This window comes from Bradyrhizobium sp. BR 1432, from assembly GCF_051547705.1.
Taxonomy (GTDB): Bacteria; Pseudomonadota; Alphaproteobacteria; order Rhizobiales; family Xanthobacteraceae; genus Bradyrhizobium; species Bradyrhizobium zhanjiangense.
The window spans coordinates 2,779,980-2,795,939 of record NZ_JBPUGF010000003.1; the positions used below are offsets into that span (position 1 = coordinate 2,779,980).

A 15,960-nucleotide genomic window follows, 5' to 3' on the forward strand; every position below is an offset into this window, starting at 1 on the left:
TCATCTATGTCAGCCATGTTGCATGGATTTGTCGCTGCTTGGGCGACTCCCTTTTGCCCAACAATTATATGATATAATTATCGCCTGCGGGCCGGCGCGACAAGCAGGCCGCGACGAAAGCTTATAGCATCGGAAGGAGCAAGTATTGCGGACAAAAGTCGCAATCATCGGGGCCGGGCCGGCCGGATTGTTGCTTGGGCAACTTCTGCGCACTTATGGCATCGACAATGTCATTCTGGAGCGGCAGAGCCCGGACTATGTGCTCGGCCGCATCCGCGCCGGCTTGCTGGAGGAGGGGACCGTCGCGCTGCTCGACCAGATCGGCGCTGGCGCGCGGGCCCATGCCGAGGGCTTGGTGCATGAAGGCATCGAGCTCGCCTTCTCCGGCCAGCGTCACCGCATCGACATGAAGGGCGCGACCGGCAAGACGGTGATGATCTACGGCCAGACCGAGGTCACGCTCGACCTGATGAATGCGCGCAAGGCCGCAGGTCTCGTTTCGGTCTACGAGGCCAAGGACGTGCAGCCGCATGATTTCGACGGCAGTCACCCGCGCGTAACTTACGTCAAGGACGGCGTCACCCACACGATCGATTGCGACTTCATCGCCGGTTGCGACGGTTTCCACGGCGTCAGCCGCGCCAGCGTCCCGGCCTCGGCGATCGAGGAGTTCGAGCGGGTCTATCCGTTCGGCTGGCTCGGCATCCTCTCGGATACGCCGCCAGTCAGCCACGAGCTGATCTATTCCAACCATGCCCGCGGCTTTGCGCTCTGCACCATGCGCTCGACCAAACGAAGCCGATACTATGTGCAGTGCGCGCTCGACGACCATGTCGACCAATGGCCGGACGACCGCTTCTGGGACGAATTGAAGCGCCGGCTCGACCAGGAGGCGGCCGCCAGCCTCGTCACGGGACCGTCGATCGAGAAGAGCATCGCACCCTTACGCAGCTTCGTCGCCGAGCCGATGCGCTTCGGCCGGATGTTTTTGTGCGGCGATGCCGCGCACATCGTTCCGCCGACCGGCGCCAAGGGGCTGAACCTCGCCGCGTCCGACGCGCATTATCTGTCGAGCGCGCTGCGCGAGTTCTACGACGAGAAATCCAGCGCCGGGATCGACGCCTATTCCGCCAAGGCGCTGGCACGGGTCTGGAAAGCCGTGCGCTTCTCCTGGTGGATGACCTCGATGCTGCACAAATTCCCCGACACCGGCACCATCGGCGCCCGCATCCAGCTCGCCGAGCTCGATTACGTCACCCAGTCGCAGGCCGCGATGACCTCGCTGTCGGAGAATTACGTCGGGCTGCCGTTTTAGGCCGTGCCGGCGCCACATACTCCGTCATTGCGAGCGTAGCGAAGCAATCCAGGAATCCCTCCGCGGAGGCAGTCTGGATCGCTTCGTCGCATCAGCGCAAAATTGCCTTGCAATTTTGTCGCGAGCTCCTCGCAATGACGGGAGTGCCCATTCAAACGCTCCCGCAAATCCCGTTTAAAACTTTGTAGGTGATGCGTTCGTCATGTCTATCGCGTTCAATGGCAACGATCAGCAACGCGAGACAGCAATGACCGCCACCGACATCCCCGCCGGCTTCGAGCCGCATTTCCGCAAAGCCCCGCTCACCGATCCCTGGGAGCCGCTCTATTCGAAGAAGACCGAGAAGGGCGTCACCGTGGGACTGCGCCTGGCGCAGCCGCACACCAACGCGCGCGGGCTGATCCACGGCGGGCTGATCGCGGCGCTGGCCGATGCCGCCATGGGCTATAGCTGCGCCCAGGCGACGGGCTGGACGACTTCGTTCGTCACGATCTCGCTGTCGGTCGACTATGTCGGCGCCGCCGAGATCGGCCAATGGCTCGCGGTCGAGGGCGAGGCGATCAAGACCGGCTCTACGATCTGTTTCGCGCAATGCCTGGTGAAGGCCGATGATGCCGTGATCGCGCGCGCCAGCGGCACGTTTCGCGTCGTGCCGAAGAAGTAGTTCTCGCGTGCCCCGGACGCAGCGCCCTCTTCGGCGATGCGCTGCTGAGCCGGCGCCCATCCATCCGCGGCTCCCTCTTGGCCTTCCGTGTCCCGGCTCTGCTCCGCGGCGCATCCGGGACACGCACTTACCCAAACCTCCACTCCGCCGTCTCCACCACGAGATCGACGAACGCGCGCACCTTCGCCGAGAGCAGGCGCGAGGTCGGGTAGACGATGTGGATCGGCAGCGCCGGCTGCTCGTATGCCGCGAGCACGATCTTCAGTCGCCCGCGCTTCAGCCCTTCGGCGGCCTGATAGGCCAGCACCCGCGTCACGCCGCCGCCGGCCTCGGCATATTGCAGCGCCGCGTCGGCGCTATTGCTGATGAAGCGTGGCGCTGGCGTCACCTCGAAGTCGCGGCCGTCGCGCAGGAAGCGCCATGCGGACCAGGGACCGAACTGGATGGTCTGGTGTGCGGCGAGCGCTTCCGGCGTCTTCGGCTCGCCACGGCGCTTCAAATAGTCCGGCGCGGCCACCACGATCCGCCGCATCTCGCCGACCTGGCGCGCGACCAGTGAGGAATCGGCGAGATGGCCGATGCGGACGGCGGCGTCGACCGCGTCTTCCACGAGATTGACGAGATGGTCGGACAGCCGTAATTCGGCGGCGACTTCGGGATAGCGTTTGAGGTAAGCGGTCATGACCGGCCCGACATGGAGCCGGCCGAAGCCGACCGGAGCCGACACCACGAGGCGACCGCTCGGCCGGTTGCGCTCCTGCCGCGCCGAGCCGTCGGCCTCCTCGACGTCGGCGAGGATGCGGCGGGCGCGTTCGAGATAGCGCGTGCCGACATCGGTCAGCGTCACCTGTCGCGTGGTGCGCTGCAACAGTCGCGCGCCGAGATGCTCTTCCAGCGCCGCGATCAGGCGCGTCACCGCCGAGGGCGACAGGCGCAGCCTGCGCGCCGCCGGCGCAAAGCCGCGCAAATCGGCGACGGTGACGAAGACGTGCATGGCTTCGAGCCGGTCCATGGCATTATTGCATATATTGCAATGATGAAGTGTCAAGCGGCCAGATTGTTCTGGCGGCAGGCAAGTCCATGTTAACTGGCGAAAGACGCAAGCATGCGCCGGAATTCCAGGAGACGTTCCGATGACGACAGCAGCCCAGCCCTATGTCAGCGACGTCGCCTTCTCGCGGGCGGTGAAGGCGATCCAGGCGCGCAAGGGCTCGCGCGAGGCCTATGCGCGTAGCGAGCAGCGCGGCTGGCGCACCGAGGTCGACGACAACCTCGCGGCCTTCCTGGCTGATGCCAACAGCTTCTATCTCGCCACTGCATCAGTGGACGGCCAGCCCTACATTCAGCACCGCGGCGGCCCGAAGGGATTTCTCAAGGTGCTTGACAAGCAGACGCTCGCCTTCACCGACTATGCCGGCAACCAGCAGTTCATCACCCAGGGCAATCTCTCGGAGAATCCCAAGGCCTACATCTTCGTGATGGACTACGCCCATCGCCGCCGGGTGAAGATCTGGGGCGAGGCGCGCGTCGTCGAGGACGACGAGGCGCTGACCACGTCGCTGATGCCGAAGGGCTACCGCGCGCGGCCGGAGCAGGTGATCCTGTTCAAGATCGCGGCGTGGGACACCAACTGCCCGCAGCACATCCCGCAGAAGTTCGATGCGGGCGATGTTGCCGCGGCACTGGCGGCAAGGGATGCGAGGATCGCGGAGCTGGAAGCGGAGGTCGCGGAGTTGAAGGAGAAGGCGGGCTAACCTTTGATCTTCAAGTAAAAGCGTTAGCCACGAGCACAGTGCACCCTCTCCCCTTGTGGGAGAGGGTGGCCCGCCGCAAAGCGGCGAGACGGGTGAGGGGTCTCTCTCCTAACGGGCGGTTTCACGATTCGAGAGGACCCCTCATCCGGCGCTTCGCGCCACCTTCTCCCACAAGGGGAGAAGGGAAGAGGGGCTCACTACAAAATTAGATCGCACTCTCACCTTCATGCTGGAAGCCGAGATAGCTGGCCGCCACCCGCTCGTTCGCGGCGATGTCGCTGGCCTTGCCGCTGAGCATGAACTCGCCGAGCTCCATGACATAGGCGTGGTCCGCGATTTTCAGTGCGGCCTGCGCGTTCTGCTCGACCAGCAGGACGGAGACGCCGCTGGCGCGCAGCTCGGTGACGATGCGGAAGATGTCGGCGACGATGATCGGGGCGAGGCCGAGGCTCGGCTCGTCCAGCATCAGCAGTTTCGGCTCGCCCATCAGCGCACGGCCCATCGCGAGCATCTGCTGCTCGCCGCCGGAGAGCGTGCCGGCGAGCTGCTTGCGCCGCTCCTTCAACCGCGGAAACAGGGTGTAGACGCGCTCGATCGAGGACTTCGCCCGGCTTCGCTCGATGCGGAAGGCACCGAGCTCGAGATTGTCCTCGACATTCATGGTCACGAACAATTCGCGGTGCTCGGGACGAGCCCGAGCCCCATCGCGACGCGATCCTCGATGTCGAGGCGGGCGAGATCCTGGCCGGCAAAGGCGACGCGGCCCTTCAGCGGCAAAATGCCCATGATGGCCGAGAGCAGCGTGGTCTTGCCGGCACCGTTGGCGCCGACGATGGTGACGATCTCATTGGTGCCGACCTCGAGCGAGACTGAACGGACGGCCTCGACCTTGCCGTAAGCAACGTGCGCGTCGGTGACGGACAACAGCGTGCTCATGCCGCCACTCCGAGATAGGCCTTGATCACTTCGGGATTGGTCTTGATCGTGGCGGGGGTGCCTTCCGCGATCTTGGTGCCGAAATCGAGCACCACGATGCGGTCGGCGAGGTTCATCACGAAGCCCATGTCGTGCTCGACCAGGAGCACGCTCATGCCGCCGTCGCGCAGCTCGCGCAGCAGCGTCGCGAGCCGCTGCTTCTCCATGTGGCGCAGGCCGGCGGCCGGCTCGTCGAGCAGCAGCAGCATCGGGTCCACGCAGAGCGCGCGCGCGATCTCGACGATGCGCTGCTGGCCGAGCGACAACGAGCCTGCGAGCTGATGCATCTGCTCGGCAAGGCCGACGCGCTCGATCTGGCGCGCGGCTTCCGCGAGCAGCTTGGCCTCATCGGCGCGGTCGAGCCGCAGCATCGAGGAGATCGGCCCGGAATGGCCGCGCAGATGGGCGCCGATCGCGACGTTCTCCAGCACGGTCATGTCAGGCACCAGCTTGACGTGCTGGAAGGTGCGGGAGATGCCGAGCTTGACGATCTCTTGCGGCGGCGCCTTGTCGACCTTCTTGCCGAGCACCGAGATCGAGCCTGCGGTCGCCGACAGCACGCCGGTGATCAGGTTGAACGTCGTGCTCTTGCCGGCGCCGTTCGGTCCGATCAGCGCGACGATTTCGCGGGCCTGGACGTCGAAGGAGACGTTGTTGACCGCGACCACGCCGCCGAACTGCTTTCGCGCCTTGTCGACCTGGAGCAGGATGCTGGACTCGCCGGGCGCGCGGGGGCGATGCTCCAGCTTCAGCGAGGTATCGGGCTTTCTGCCACTGGTGCGCTCGGGCAGGAACGACATCAGCCAGGGCCAGAGGCCGCCGGGCGCGAGTTGCAGCAGCGCCACCAGCATGATGCCGAAAACGATGGTCTCGACCTGGCCGGAGCCGGGCAGGATCAGCGGCAGATAGCTTTGCAGCACCTCTTTCAGCACCACCACGATCGCCGCGCCCAGCACGCCGCCCCAGACATAGCCGGCGCCGCCGACCACCGCGATGAAGAGATATTCGATGCCGGCCTGCGCGCCGAACGGCGTCGGGTTCACCGCGCGCTGGAGATGCGCGTAGAGCCAGCCGGAGAGGCCGGCGAGCACCGCGGCATGGATGAACACCAGCAGCTTGGCGCGCGGCGTGTGCACGCCGAAGGCTTCCGCCGCGACATGGCCGCGCCTGAGTGCGCGGATGGCGCGGCCGGTGCGGGAGTCCAGCAGGTTTATCGTCAGCAGGGCCGAGACGATGACCGCGACCCAGATCGCGTAATAGATCGAGCCGGGCGAGAGCATCTTGAACGCGCCGATCGACAGCGGCGGGATCGCCGAGATGCCGTCGTTGCGGCCCAGAAACTCCAGCTTGCTGAACAGATAGAACAGGCCCAGTCCCCAGGCGAGCGTGCCGAGCGGCAGATAATGGCCGGAGAGGCGGACGGTGATCAGCCCGAGCAGCACTGCCAGCGATCCGCTGACGACGAGCGACAGCGGCAGGGTCAGCCACGGCGACAGGCCGTAGGCCGTCGACAGCACCGCGGTGGTGTAGGCGCCGAAGCCGACGAAAGCTGCCTGACCGAAAGAAGTCAGGCCGCCGACGCCGGTGAGCAGCACGAGGCCCATCGCGACGAGCGCGGCAAGGCCGATATTGTCGAGCAGCACGATCCAGAACGGCGGCATCCCGGGAACGAACGGGATCGCCGCCATGACAAGCGCGAAGACGAGGATGGGAAGCCGGCTCTGCATCGCGCGTCAGTCCTTCTCTTCCTCGACCGCGGGCGCGGCGAGCGAGCGCAGCAGCAGCACGGGGATCAGCAGCATGAAAACGATCACCTCCTTGTAGTTGGAGGCATAGAAGGACGAGAACGCCTCGACGATGCCGACGACCAGCGCCGCGACGGCGGTGAGGGGGTAACTGACCAGGCCGCCGATGATCGCGGCGACAAAGCCCTTCAGGCCGATCAGGAAGCCGGAGTCATAATCAGAGCGTCGTGATCGGCACGATCAGGATGCCCGATAGCGCGCCGATCACGGAGGCCAGTAGGAAGGCGATCTGCCCCGACAGCGTGGTGCGGATGCCGGCGAGCCGCGCCCCTAACCGGTTCACCGCGGTCGCGCGCAGCGCCTTGCCGTAGAGTGTCAGCCCGAAGAAAAGCCAGAGCCCGACGATGAAGGCAACGGTGATGGCGTAGACGGTGATGCTCTGGCCGGTGAAGCGCAGCGCGCCAGCGGTGAAGGCGCCGGACAGCACGGCCGGCCCGCGCTGGCCTTCGGCGCCGAAGAACAGCAAGCCCAGCCCCTGCATCGCGAGATGCACGCCGACTGATGCGATCAGCAGCACCAGCACGGAGGTGTGCGCCAGCGGCTGGAATGCGATCCGGTAGAGGTACAGGCCGATCATCGCGACGATCACCAGCGACAGCGCGATGCAGATCGCGACCGGCGGCTTCTGGGCGGCGAAGTACAGGGTCAGCGCCAGCACGATGGCCGGCAGCACGATGTTGGTGAGGATGCTGCGCAGGACCAGCCGCCCGTGCAGCGCCTTGCGCGCGACGAAGAGATCGAAGGCGAAGGCGCCGATGCCTAGCGCCAGTGCGAGCTTTGCCGTGCCCGGCATCTGGCCCGCCGCCAGCGAGGCATAGGTCAGCGCGCCATAGGTGACGAATTCGCCCTGGGGAATGAGGATGACGCGGGTGACGGCGAACACCAGCACCAGCGCCAGGCCGAGCAGCGCATAGATCGCGCCATTGGTGATGCCGTCCTGCACGAGGAACAGCATGATGGTGGTATTCAAGACCGGACGCTCCCCCTAAAGATAAGGACCGGTCCTCCCGATTGTGGTGGACGGTCCGCTCACAGCCATTGAAAAACGTTGGCGATATTTGATATGGTTCATAACAATTATCAAATATAACATCAAGGGTGGGGAACGACCCGTCCCGAACTCTAGCGGGATTACGAGCACGAGGCGATGACCGTTTCCAAAACCGCTGAAAAGTCCTCCGAAAAGCCTGCCGATACGGCCAAGGGTCGCAAGGATGCGTCCGAGCCGCAGGCCGAAGCGCTCCAGCTCGGCGAGCTCTCCGAGCAGCTCGGCTATGTGCTGAAGCGGGCCCAGCTCAAGGTGTTCGAGAACTTTTTGCGCTGCATGGCCTCGCTCCAGCTCACGCCGGCGCAATTCTCGGTGCTGCTGCTGGTCGAGAAGAATCCGGGCCGGAACCAGACCGAGATCGCCTCCACGCTCGGCATCCTCCGGCCGAACTTTGTGGCGATGCTCGACAATCTCGAAAGCCGCGACCTATGCGCGCGGATCCGCTCCACCAACGACCGCCGCTCGCACATCCTGGTGCTGACCGACAAGGGCAAGGCCGTGCTGACCCGCGCCAAGAAGCTCGTCGCCACCAAGCACGAGGCCCGGCTGAACGACCTGCTCGGGCAGAGCAACCGCGAGGCCCTGATCGGGATGCTCGCGAAGATCGCCAACGAGTTTTGAGGCGGACAGTCATTCCCGGATGCGCGCGAGCGCGCCCCGGAATCTCGCGCCGCATTTATGCGGTCATCATGCCCGGGCTTGACTAAAGCGCGATGACATAATGCGCAATTGCGCATTGGGGTTCGTGCCACACGCGCCCAGAATGACGGTGGGGCGGGACGAGCCCGGCTATGATGGCGGAGTGCGGGGGCATGAGCTCGGAGGACATCGAACGGGAATGATGCGTTGCACCCAGAAAATGATGCTTGAAACGTCATTTTGCGCGTCTTAAGCTTGGTAAATCAAGCGCTGTAACCGCCACGGACATTCTGCCCCGTGATCACCGCCGCGCAGCTTCGAGCCGCCCGCGCCTTGCTCAGGATCGACCAGCGTGAACTCGCGCAGCGCTGTTCGCTGTCGCTGCCGACGATCCAGCGCATGGAAGCCTCCGAAGGGGTGATCCGCGGCAATGTCAATTCCCTGGTGAAGCTGGTCGACGCGCTGTCGGTTGCCGGCATCGAGCTGATCGCCGAGGGGGCAACGTCGAGCGCCGGGGGGCGCGGTGTGCGGCTGAAGTCTCCACCCCCGAGCGCAGGTGGCCAATAGCGATGATGACGCGCGCGCAAATCATGATCCAGGAGCGGCTATGATCGCCGTGGCGCTATGGTCTGTGGCGGCCCTGCTGGCGCTGGCGCCTGCGGAAGTCGTGCTGTCGACGCGCCCGCGCGGCTCGATCATCCTCTACGGCGGATGTCTGATCGCCACGTCGACGCTATGTGTCACGGCGCTGTCAGATCTGCTCTATTTCCCTCATCTGACGCCGAGCGCGACACTGCCGATCGGCCTGCCCTGGCTCGGTGCCCATTTCCGGCTCGATGCGCTGTCCGCGTTCTTCCTCGTCGTCGTCAATCTCGGCGGCGCCGCCGCGAGCCTGTTCGCGCTGGGCTACGGCCGGCACGAGGACTCCCCGGCCGCGTGCTGCCGTTCTATCCTGCCTATCTCGCAGGGATGAACGTCGTAGTGCTGGCAAACGATGCCTTCAGCTTCCTGGTCGCCTGGGAATTCATGTCGCTGACCTCCTGGGCGATGGTGGTGTCGCATCACCGGGAGGCCGAAAATGTCCGCGCTGGCTATGTCTATCTTTTGATGGCAAGTTTCGGCACGCTGGCGCTGCTGCTCGCTTTCGGCCTGCTCGCGAGCGGTGCTGGTTACGATTTCGATGCGATCCGAGCCTCACATCCTTCCGCTGCGCTGAGCGGCGTGGTGGTGATCCTCATGCTGCTGGGCGCCGGCTCCAAGGCTGGCCTGGTGCCGCTACACGCTTGGCTGCCGCTCGCCCATCCCGCCGCACCCAGCCACGTCTGGCCTCATGAGCGGCGTCATGACCAAGGTCGCCGTCTACGGCTTCGTGCGCATCGTCTTTGATCTTCTGCCCGAACCGGTGTGGTGGTGGAGCATGGTGGTGCTGCTGGTCGGCGGTCCGTCGGCGACGCTGGGCGTGCTCTATGCGCTGATGCAGCGCGATATCAAGCGCGTGCTCGCCTATTCAACGATTGAGAATATCGGCATCATCTTCACCGGCCTCGGGCTGGCGCTGGCTTTCAAGGCGGAAGGGCTCGACTGGGTGGCGGCGCTCGCTTTCACCGCGGCGATGCTGCATGTATTCAATCATGCGCTGTTCAAGAGCCTGTTGTTCTTCGGCGCCGGCGCGGTGCTGGGAGCAACCGGCGAACGCGACATGGAGAAACTCGGCGGGCTGATCCATCGCATGCCGAAGACGGCGTTCGCGGTGCTGGTCGGCTGCGTCGCGATCTCGGCATTGCCGCCATTCAACGGCTTCGTTTCGGAATGGCTGACCTTCCAGGCGATCCTGCTCTCACCCCAGCTGCCCTCTTGGGGCCTCAAGCTGATCATTCCGGCGGTCGGCGGTTTGCTGGCGCTCGCGGCCGCCTTTGCCGCGGCCTGCTTCGTCAAGCTCTATGGCATCAGCTTCCTCGGCCGGCCACGTTCGGATGTCGCGGCGTCGGCACATGAGACCGACCGCTTCTCGCTGACCGCGATGCTCGTGCTTGCCGCTTTCTGCCTCGTTGCCGGCATCCTGCCCGGGTTGTTCATCGATGCGCTGGCGCCGGTGAGCAAGAAAATGGTCGGCAACATTATGCCGCATCAGGTCGGATTGCAGTGGCTCACCATCGTGCCGATCGCGGAAAGCCGCAGCTCCTATAACGGCCTTCTGGTGTTCCTGTTCGCGGCACTCTGCGGCACGACGGCGGCGACAGCCATTCACCGTTTCGCCTCCGACCGCTTACGCCGCGCGCCTGCTTGGGATTGCGGCTATCCCGATCCGAACCCAGCGATCCAGTACTCAGCCTCCAGCTTCTCGCAGCCGATCCGCCGCGTGTTCGGCAGCGTCATCTTTGCCGCAAGCGAGATCGGCGAGATGCCGCCGCCGTCCTCGCCGGTTCCTGCGCGGCTCCGGGTCGAACTGCACGATCTGATCTGGGATGTGCTGTACGCGCCGATTGCGAAGCTCATCGGCTTTGCGACGGACCGCATCAATATCTTGCAGTTCCTCACCATCCGCCGCTACCTGACGCTGGTCTTCGTGGCGCTAATCGTGCTGCTGCTGGTGGTGGCACTATGAACGCGCTGAGCGACATCCTCTCCCAGGGCGCCCAGATGTCGCTGGTGCTGGGGGGCGCGCCGCGACTGACGGGTTTCGTGCGGAAGGTGAAGGCTCGGCTGCTACGCCGGCGCGGGCCGCCGCTGCTACAACCCTATCGCGACCTCATTCGCCTGATGCGCAAGGACGTCGTGCTCGCGGACAACGCATCCTGGCTGTTCCGCGTCATTCCTTATTTGATCTTCGCGGGCACCTGGGTCGCCGCCTCGCTGGTGCCGACTTTCGGCAATGGCCTGTTGTTCTCCTGGACCGCCGATCTCATCGCCATCATTGCGCTGCTCGGCAGCGCCCGTTTCTTCCAGGCGCTCGCCGGCATGGACGTCGGCACCGCCTTCGGCGGCATCGGCTCCAGCCGCGAGGTCATGATCGCCTCCCTCGCCGAGCCCGCGATGCTGATCACAGTGTTCTCGGTCGCGATGATCGCTGGCTCGACGCAGCTCCCCAACGTGGCCGAGTTCATGGGCTCCGACGCGGTCGGTCTGCGTGTGTCCCTGGGCATGGCGTTTGTGGCACTGACCATCGTAGCGCTGGCGGAGAATGCCCGTATCCCCGTCGATAACCCCGCCACCCATCTCGAGCTGACCATGGTGCACGAGGCCATGGTGCTGGAATATTCGGGGCGGCATCTCGCGCTGATCGATCTGTCGTCGCATCTCAAGCTCCTGCTCTATGTCTCGCTGATCGCCTGCGTGTTCCTGCCATGGGGCACGGCGACTGTGGACGCGGGCGCTGGGAGGCTCGTCTTTGGCGCGCTACTCTATTTCGGCAAGCTGGCGGTACTTGGCTTCTTGCTCGCCGTGTTCGAGACGTCGATCGCCAAGATGCGCGTGTTCCGGATTCCGGAGTTCTTGGGCGCGGCGCTGATGCTGGCATTGCTTGCCACCCTGTTGCGCTTCGTGTCGGGGAGCCTCTAAGAGATGAGCAGCCTGCAATTCGACATCGCCCATCTGCTCGCCGGCTGCCTCGTGCTGGCGAGCTTCATGATGCTCTATCAGGACCGGCTCTATGCGCTGCTCAATGTCTATGCGCTGCATGCCAGCGTGCTGGCGCTATCGGTAGCCTGGCAGGCCTATGTGCAGCAAGCGCCGCATCTCTATGTCACGGCGCTGATCGCGCTGGTCTTTAAGGCCATCATCATCCCGGTGGCGCTGCACCGGATCATCAAACGGCTCGGTATCCACCGCGAGATCGAGAATGTGATCGGCATCGGGCTGACCATGATGGCTGGCATCGGCCTCGTCGCGCTGTCGATGGTGGTGATGCTGCGGGTGACGCCGAGCGCCGATGCGCTCGCGCGCGAGGACCTTGCCTTCGCGCTGTCGGTGGTGCTGTTGGGGCTCCTGATCATGGTTACGCGACGCAACGCCGTGAGCCAGGTCGTCGGATTCATGTCGCTGGAGAACGGGCTGGTGCTGGCGGCAACCGGCGCCAAGGGCATGCCGTTGGTGGTCGAGATCAGTGTCGCCTTCTCGGTGCTGATCGCCTTCATCGTGATCGGCGTCTTCCTGTTCCGCATCCGCGAGCGCTTTGACAGCGTGGACGTGCAGGAACTTGATCGTTTTCGCGGAGAGCGGCGATGAGCATCGACGCCCTCAGCGCCATCCTCTTGATCCCGGCCCTTTCGGCGGCGGTGCTGGCAATTTTGCCCGGCTACCGACTGACGGCGAAGCTGAACGTAGTGGCAGCGCTCGCGACCTTCCTTACCTCGCTCTCGCTGTTCGTGGTCGAGCCAGTATCGGGGCAGTATCTGCTGATGGACGACCTCAACAAGGTCTTCATCGTGTTGACCACCTTCGTCAGCCTCACCACATCGGTGTTCAGCGCAAGCTACATCCAGCACGAGATCGAGATCGGGCGCCTGGCGCCGGCGTTCCTGCGCTTCTATCACGCGATGTATCAGACGCTGATGTTCGCGATGAACCTCGCGCTCGTCGCCAACAATATCGGCCTGATGTGGGTCGCGGTTGAGGTGGCGACGCTGACGACCGTCCTGATGGTCGGCATCTACCGTACCCATGAGGCGCTGGAAGCGGCTTGGAAATATTTCATCCTCGGTAGCGTCGGCATCGCGCTCGCGCTGTTCGGCACGATCCTGGTCTATATGGCGGCGCGCCCCGTGGTGGGCGAGGGGCTGGACGGCATGGTGTGGACGGTGCTGGTGAAGCACGCCGCACAGTTCGACCCGGCGTTGCTCAACGTCGCCTTCGCCTTCCTCCTGCTCGGCTACGGCACCAAGGTCGGTCTCGCACCGCTGCATGCTTGGCTGCCGGATGCGCATGCCGAGGGCCCGACGCCGATCTCGGCGGTGCTGTCCGGCCTGTTGCTCAATGTCGCGCTCTATGCGCTCCTGCGCTTCAAGATGATGCTCGCGGTAAACTCCGCGGCGATCGCGCCGGGTCCGTTGATGGTGACCATGGGTCTGATCTCGGTGATTTTCGCCGCGCTGATGCTGTACCGGCGCCGCGACATCAAGCGGATGTTCGCCTATTCCTCGATCGAGCATATGGGCATCATCGTCTTTGCCTTCGGCATGGGCGGGCCGCTCGCGAATTTCGCAGGGCTGTTGCATATGACCATGCATTCGCTGACCAAGTCGGCGATCTTCTTCGCGGTCGGCCATATCGCACAGGTCAAGGGCACACAGAAGATCGCCGATATCGGCGGGCTCACGGTGACCAACCCCGCGCTCGGCTGGGGCCTGATGCTCGGTGTCATCGCCATCGTCGGGCTGCCGCCGCTCGGCATCTTCATGAGCGAGTTTCTAGTGGTGAGCTCGACTTTCGCCCGCGCGCCCTGGCTGACGGTAATCTTGGTGCTCGGCATCATCATTGCGCTCGGCGGGCTTTGGTTGCGGATCGGCGCGGTGATGTTCGGCGAGCCCAAAGGCAAGACCGCGCCGGCTGAAGCCTCCTACGTACCGATGTTCACGCACCTCGGATTGGTGCTGATGGCCGGCATCTATCTGCCGCCGGTGCTGGTCACCGGCTTCCAGAACGTCGCGAAGCTCCTGGGGTAAGCCATGGGCATCCTCGACAGCATCTCCCATATCCATGCGGTGTCGTCGCATCGGCCCTGGCCGCGCGCGGTCGTGACGGAGGCGGGCTGGCAGGCGGCGATCGATCGACTGGTCGAGGGAAGCCTCACACTGCTTGGCTTCTGGGGCGAGCCGACCGCGGTGCATATGGCGATGCTCGATGGCGGCTCGGCCGAGATCGCGGTCGTGACCTACGAGTGTACGGCCAGCACATTTCCAAGCGTCGCCAGTCGTCATCCGCCGGCGCTTCGGCTGGAGCGTAGCATTCATGATCTGTTCGGGCTTATTCCAACCGTCGCTGACGATCTGCGGCCATGGCTCGATCACTATGTCTGGGGAAAATCCTATCCGCTCTCGGGCCGCAACGCATCGCGAGACGTGCGGCCATACCAGTTCCTACCGGCCGAGGGCGAGGCGTTGCACCAGGTGGCGGTCGGCCCCGTCCACGCCGGGACCATCGAGCCCGGCCATTTCCGCTTCACCGCCAATGGCGAGCATGTGGTGCGGCTGGAGCAGTGGCTCGGCTACACCCACAAGGGTATCGAGTCGCTGATGCAGGGCGCGAGCCTCGAGGCCGCGGCAAAGCTCGCCAACCGCACCTCCGGCGACAGCGCCGTCGCCTATGCCTTCGCCTTTGCGTGTGCCGTGGAAGCGGCGCTGCAGATCGAGGCGCCTCGGCAAGCGACGCTCTTGCGGGCGCTGATGGCGGAACTGGAGCGCCTCGCCAATCATTTGGGCGACATCGGGGCCATCTGCAACGACGCTTCGTTCGCGCTGATGCATGCCCAGACCGGCATTTTGCGTGAGCGCTGCTTGCGCGCTGCGAATGTCGCGTTCGGCCATCGCCTGATGATGGACGTCATCGTGCCCGGTGGTGTGACGCGTGACATCGCGCCGGACGGCGTTGCCGCGCTGCGCGCGCTGCTCGCCGAGCTACGAAAGGTCTTTCCGCGCTTGATCGAACTCTATGACAACACGGCGTCCTTGCAGGATCGCACCGTCACCACGGGCATCGTGAAGGCGGAATATGCGCGCCAGTTTGGCGCCGGCGGTTATGTCGGCCGCGCCTCGGGCCGCGATTTCGATGCGCGGCGGGCGATTGCCTACACGCCTTACGACGCGTTATCGTTCGAGGTGCCGGTACTACAGGCCGGTGACGTGAACGCGCGGGTCTGGATCCGAATCCGCGAGGTCGAGCAGAGCGTCGAGTTGATCGAGCAGATCCTCGACCAACTTGGGCCGGGAGAGCTCGCAACCGTGCTGCCTCCCAGGATCGGCCACGGTGCCTGTGAAGGCATGGCGCTCGCCGAGGCCTTCCGCGGCGAACGTTCTGGTGTGGCTGCGGCTCGATGACGAGTTGCGCGTCGAACGCTGCCACCTGCGCGACGCGTCGTGGTTCCAGTGGCCGCTGCTGGAAACCGCGATCGAGGGCAACATCATTGCCGACTTTCCGCTCTGCAATAAGTCGTTCAACTGTTCCTATTCGGGCGCGGACCTCTAAGCCATGCGCAAGACCCTGCTCGAAAGCCTCACTCACGGTTCGCTGACGGAGCCCGCGCCGGCGCCGGACGAGTCGGTGCTGGCGGAGCTTGCAACGAAAGTCAACCGCGCCGCCCAGGCCAGGCTTGGGCGTTCTCTTGCCATTCGCGAGGTCGATGCCGGATCCTGCAACGGCTGCGAACTGGAGATCCACGCGCTGTCCAACGCCTTCTACGACATCGAACGTTTCGGCCTGCGCTTCGTCGCCTCGCCGCGCCACGCCGACGTGCTGCTGGTCACGGGTCCGGTGACGAAGAACATGCGACAGGCGCTGGAGCGGACCTACAACGCGACGCCCGATCCGAAATGGGTCGTCGCGGTCGGCGGCTGCGCGATCGATGGCGGCATTTTCAGAGGCAGCTACGCCTGCGTTGGCGGCGTGTCCGAGACCATTCCGGTGGATTTGCACATCAAGGGCTGCCCGCCGTCGCCGACGGACTTGTTGAAGGGCCTGCTCGCGCTGCTGGAGCACGTCAACCGCAAGCGCTAAGCCGCACCCACACACTCCTCAAGGCCGTCATGGTCAGGCCAAGCCGCGATGGT

At 64.7% G+C, this 15,960-nt stretch carries 11 protein-coding genes and 4 pseudogenes; 11 read left to right on the top strand and 4 right to left on the bottom strand.

Features of this window, described 5'->3' with window-relative positions:
• Positions 1 to 145: 145 nt before the first annotated feature.
• Positions 146 to 1,315 carry a 4-hydroxybenzoate 3-monooxygenase gene (pobA, locus tag ACSKB8_RS13255; protein WP_438104556.1) on the top strand — a complete coding sequence of 390 codons (1,170 nt, stop codon included), beginning with the start codon at positions 146 to 148 and terminating at the stop codon, positions 1,313 to 1,315.
• 247 nt (positions 1,316 to 1,562) lie between these two features.
• Positions 1,563 to 1,979, top strand: a complete 417-nt coding sequence (locus ACSKB8_RS13260; RefSeq protein WP_091890450.1) for a PaaI family thioesterase — start codon at positions 1,563 to 1,565, stop codon at positions 1,977 to 1,979.
• Positions 1,980 to 2,106: 127 nt separating this feature from the next.
• Here ACSKB8_RS13260 and ACSKB8_RS13265 read toward each other — a convergent pair whose 3' ends face one another.
• Positions 2,107 to 2,991, bottom strand: coding sequence for a LysR family transcriptional regulator (locus ACSKB8_RS13265; protein ID WP_438104558.1), 885 nt, complete (start codon positions 2,989 to 2,991; stop codon positions 2,107 to 2,109).
• 121 nt (positions 2,992 to 3,112) lie between these two features.
• On the opposite strand from ACSKB8_RS13265, the gene ACSKB8_RS13270 reads away from it, so the two are divergent.
• Positions 3,113 to 3,733 (top strand): pyridoxamine 5'-phosphate oxidase family protein, encoded by a 621-nt coding sequence (locus ACSKB8_RS13270; RefSeq protein ID WP_438104560.1) that lies wholly within the window; start codon positions 3,113 to 3,115, stop codon positions 3,731 to 3,733.
• Between the two features lie 205 nt (positions 3,734 to 3,938).
• Here ACSKB8_RS13270 and ACSKB8_RS13275 read toward each other — a convergent pair.
• The 3 genes and pseudogenes from ACSKB8_RS13275 to ACSKB8_RS13285 form a co-directional block, all read right to left on the bottom strand.
• Positions 3,939 to 4,669 (bottom strand): annotated as a pseudogene (locus ACSKB8_RS13275) (ABC transporter ATP-binding protein).
• Complete coding sequence (locus tag ACSKB8_RS13280; RefSeq protein WP_091890439.1) at positions 4,666 to 6,435, bottom strand: branched-chain amino acid ABC transporter ATP-binding protein/permease; 1,770 nt, start codon at positions 6,433 to 6,435, stop codon at positions 4,666 to 4,668. Before ACSKB8_RS13280 ends, ACSKB8_RS13275 begins: the two are co-directional and overlap by 4 nt.
• A gap of 6 nt (positions 6,436 to 6,441) precedes the next feature.
• Positions 6,442 to 7,483 (bottom strand): annotated as a pseudogene (locus ACSKB8_RS13285) (branched-chain amino acid ABC transporter permease).
• A 177-nt stretch (positions 7,484 to 7,660) separates the two neighbouring features.
• Here ACSKB8_RS13285 and ACSKB8_RS13290 point away from each other — a divergent pair.
• The 8 genes and pseudogenes from ACSKB8_RS13290 (at position 7,661) to ACSKB8_RS13325 (ending at position 15,907) form a co-directional block, all read left to right on the top strand.
• The gene (locus tag ACSKB8_RS13290; protein WP_091890436.1) at positions 7,661 to 8,182 is read left to right on the top strand and encodes a MarR family winged helix-turn-helix transcriptional regulator; all 522 of its coding nucleotides are present in this window, start codon (positions 7,661 to 7,663) and stop codon (positions 8,180 to 8,182) included.
• A gap of 315 nt (positions 8,183 to 8,497) precedes the next feature.
• Entirely contained in the window at positions 8,498 to 8,767 is a 270-nt protein-coding gene (locus ACSKB8_RS13295) for a helix-turn-helix domain-containing protein (protein WP_438104562.1), read from the top strand.
• A gap of 40 nt (positions 8,768 to 8,807) precedes the next feature.
• Positions 8,808 to 10,805 (top strand): annotated as a pseudogene (gene hyfB, locus ACSKB8_RS13300) (hydrogenase 4 subunit B).
• A complete protein-coding gene (locus ACSKB8_RS13305; RefSeq protein WP_438104564.1) occupies positions 10,802 to 11,758 on the top strand; it encodes a respiratory chain complex I subunit 1 family protein in 957 nt (318 codons plus the stop codon). The pseudogene hyfB and the gene ACSKB8_RS13305 overlap by 4 nt, the downstream one beginning before the upstream one ends.
• 3 nt (positions 11,759 to 11,761) lie before the next feature.
• Positions 11,762 to 12,424: a hydrogenase-4 component E gene (locus tag ACSKB8_RS13310; RefSeq protein WP_091890424.1), complete on the top strand. Its 663-nt coding sequence runs from the start codon at positions 11,762 to 11,764 to the stop codon at positions 12,422 to 12,424.
• Entirely contained in the window at positions 12,421 to 13,860 is a 1,440-nt protein-coding gene (locus ACSKB8_RS13315) for a hydrogenase 4 subunit F (RefSeq protein ID WP_091890421.1), read from the top strand. Before ACSKB8_RS13310 ends, ACSKB8_RS13315 begins: the two co-directional genes overlap by 4 nt.
• Positions 13,861 to 13,863: 3 nt before the next feature.
• Positions 13,864 to 15,379 (top strand): annotated as a pseudogene (locus ACSKB8_RS13320) (NADH-quinone oxidoreductase subunit C).
• A gap of 3 nt (positions 15,380 to 15,382) precedes the next feature.
• Entirely contained in the window at positions 15,383 to 15,907 is a 525-nt protein-coding gene (locus ACSKB8_RS13325; protein WP_438104566.1) for an NADH-quinone oxidoreductase subunit B family protein, read from the top strand.
• The last annotated feature ends 53 nt before the right edge of the window (positions 15,908 to 15,960 follow it).

Coding starts and splice junctions, on each gene's coding strand:
- ACSKB8_RS13260 (WP_091890450.1), top strand. CDS start 1,563: ATGACCGCCACCGACATCCCCGCCGGCTTCGAGCCGCATTTCCGCAAA.
- ACSKB8_RS13265 (WP_438104558.1), bottom strand. CDS start 2,991: ATGGACCGGCTCGAAGCCATGCACGTCTTCGTCACCGTCGCCGATTTG.
- ACSKB8_RS13270 (WP_438104560.1), top strand. CDS start 3,113: ATGACGACAGCAGCCCAGCCCTATGTCAGCGACGTCGCCTTCTCGCGG.
- ACSKB8_RS13280 (WP_091890439.1), bottom strand. CDS start 6,435: ATGCAGAGCCGGCTTCCCATCCTCGTCTTCGCGCTTGTCATGGCGGCG.
- ACSKB8_RS13290 (WP_091890436.1), top strand. CDS start 7,661: ATGACCGTTTCCAAAACCGCTGAAAAGTCCTCCGAAAAGCCTGCCGAT.
- ACSKB8_RS13305 (WP_438104564.1), top strand. CDS start 10,802: ATGAACGCGCTGAGCGACATCCTCTCCCAGGGCGCCCAGATGTCGCTG.
- ACSKB8_RS13310 (WP_091890424.1), top strand. CDS start 11,762: ATGAGCAGCCTGCAATTCGACATCGCCCATCTGCTCGCCGGCTGCCTC.
- ACSKB8_RS13315 (WP_091890421.1), top strand. CDS start 12,421: ATGAGCATCGACGCCCTCAGCGCCATCCTCTTGATCCCGGCCCTTTCG.
- ACSKB8_RS13325 (WP_438104566.1), top strand. CDS start 15,383: ATGCGCAAGACCCTGCTCGAAAGCCTCACTCACGGTTCGCTGACGGAG.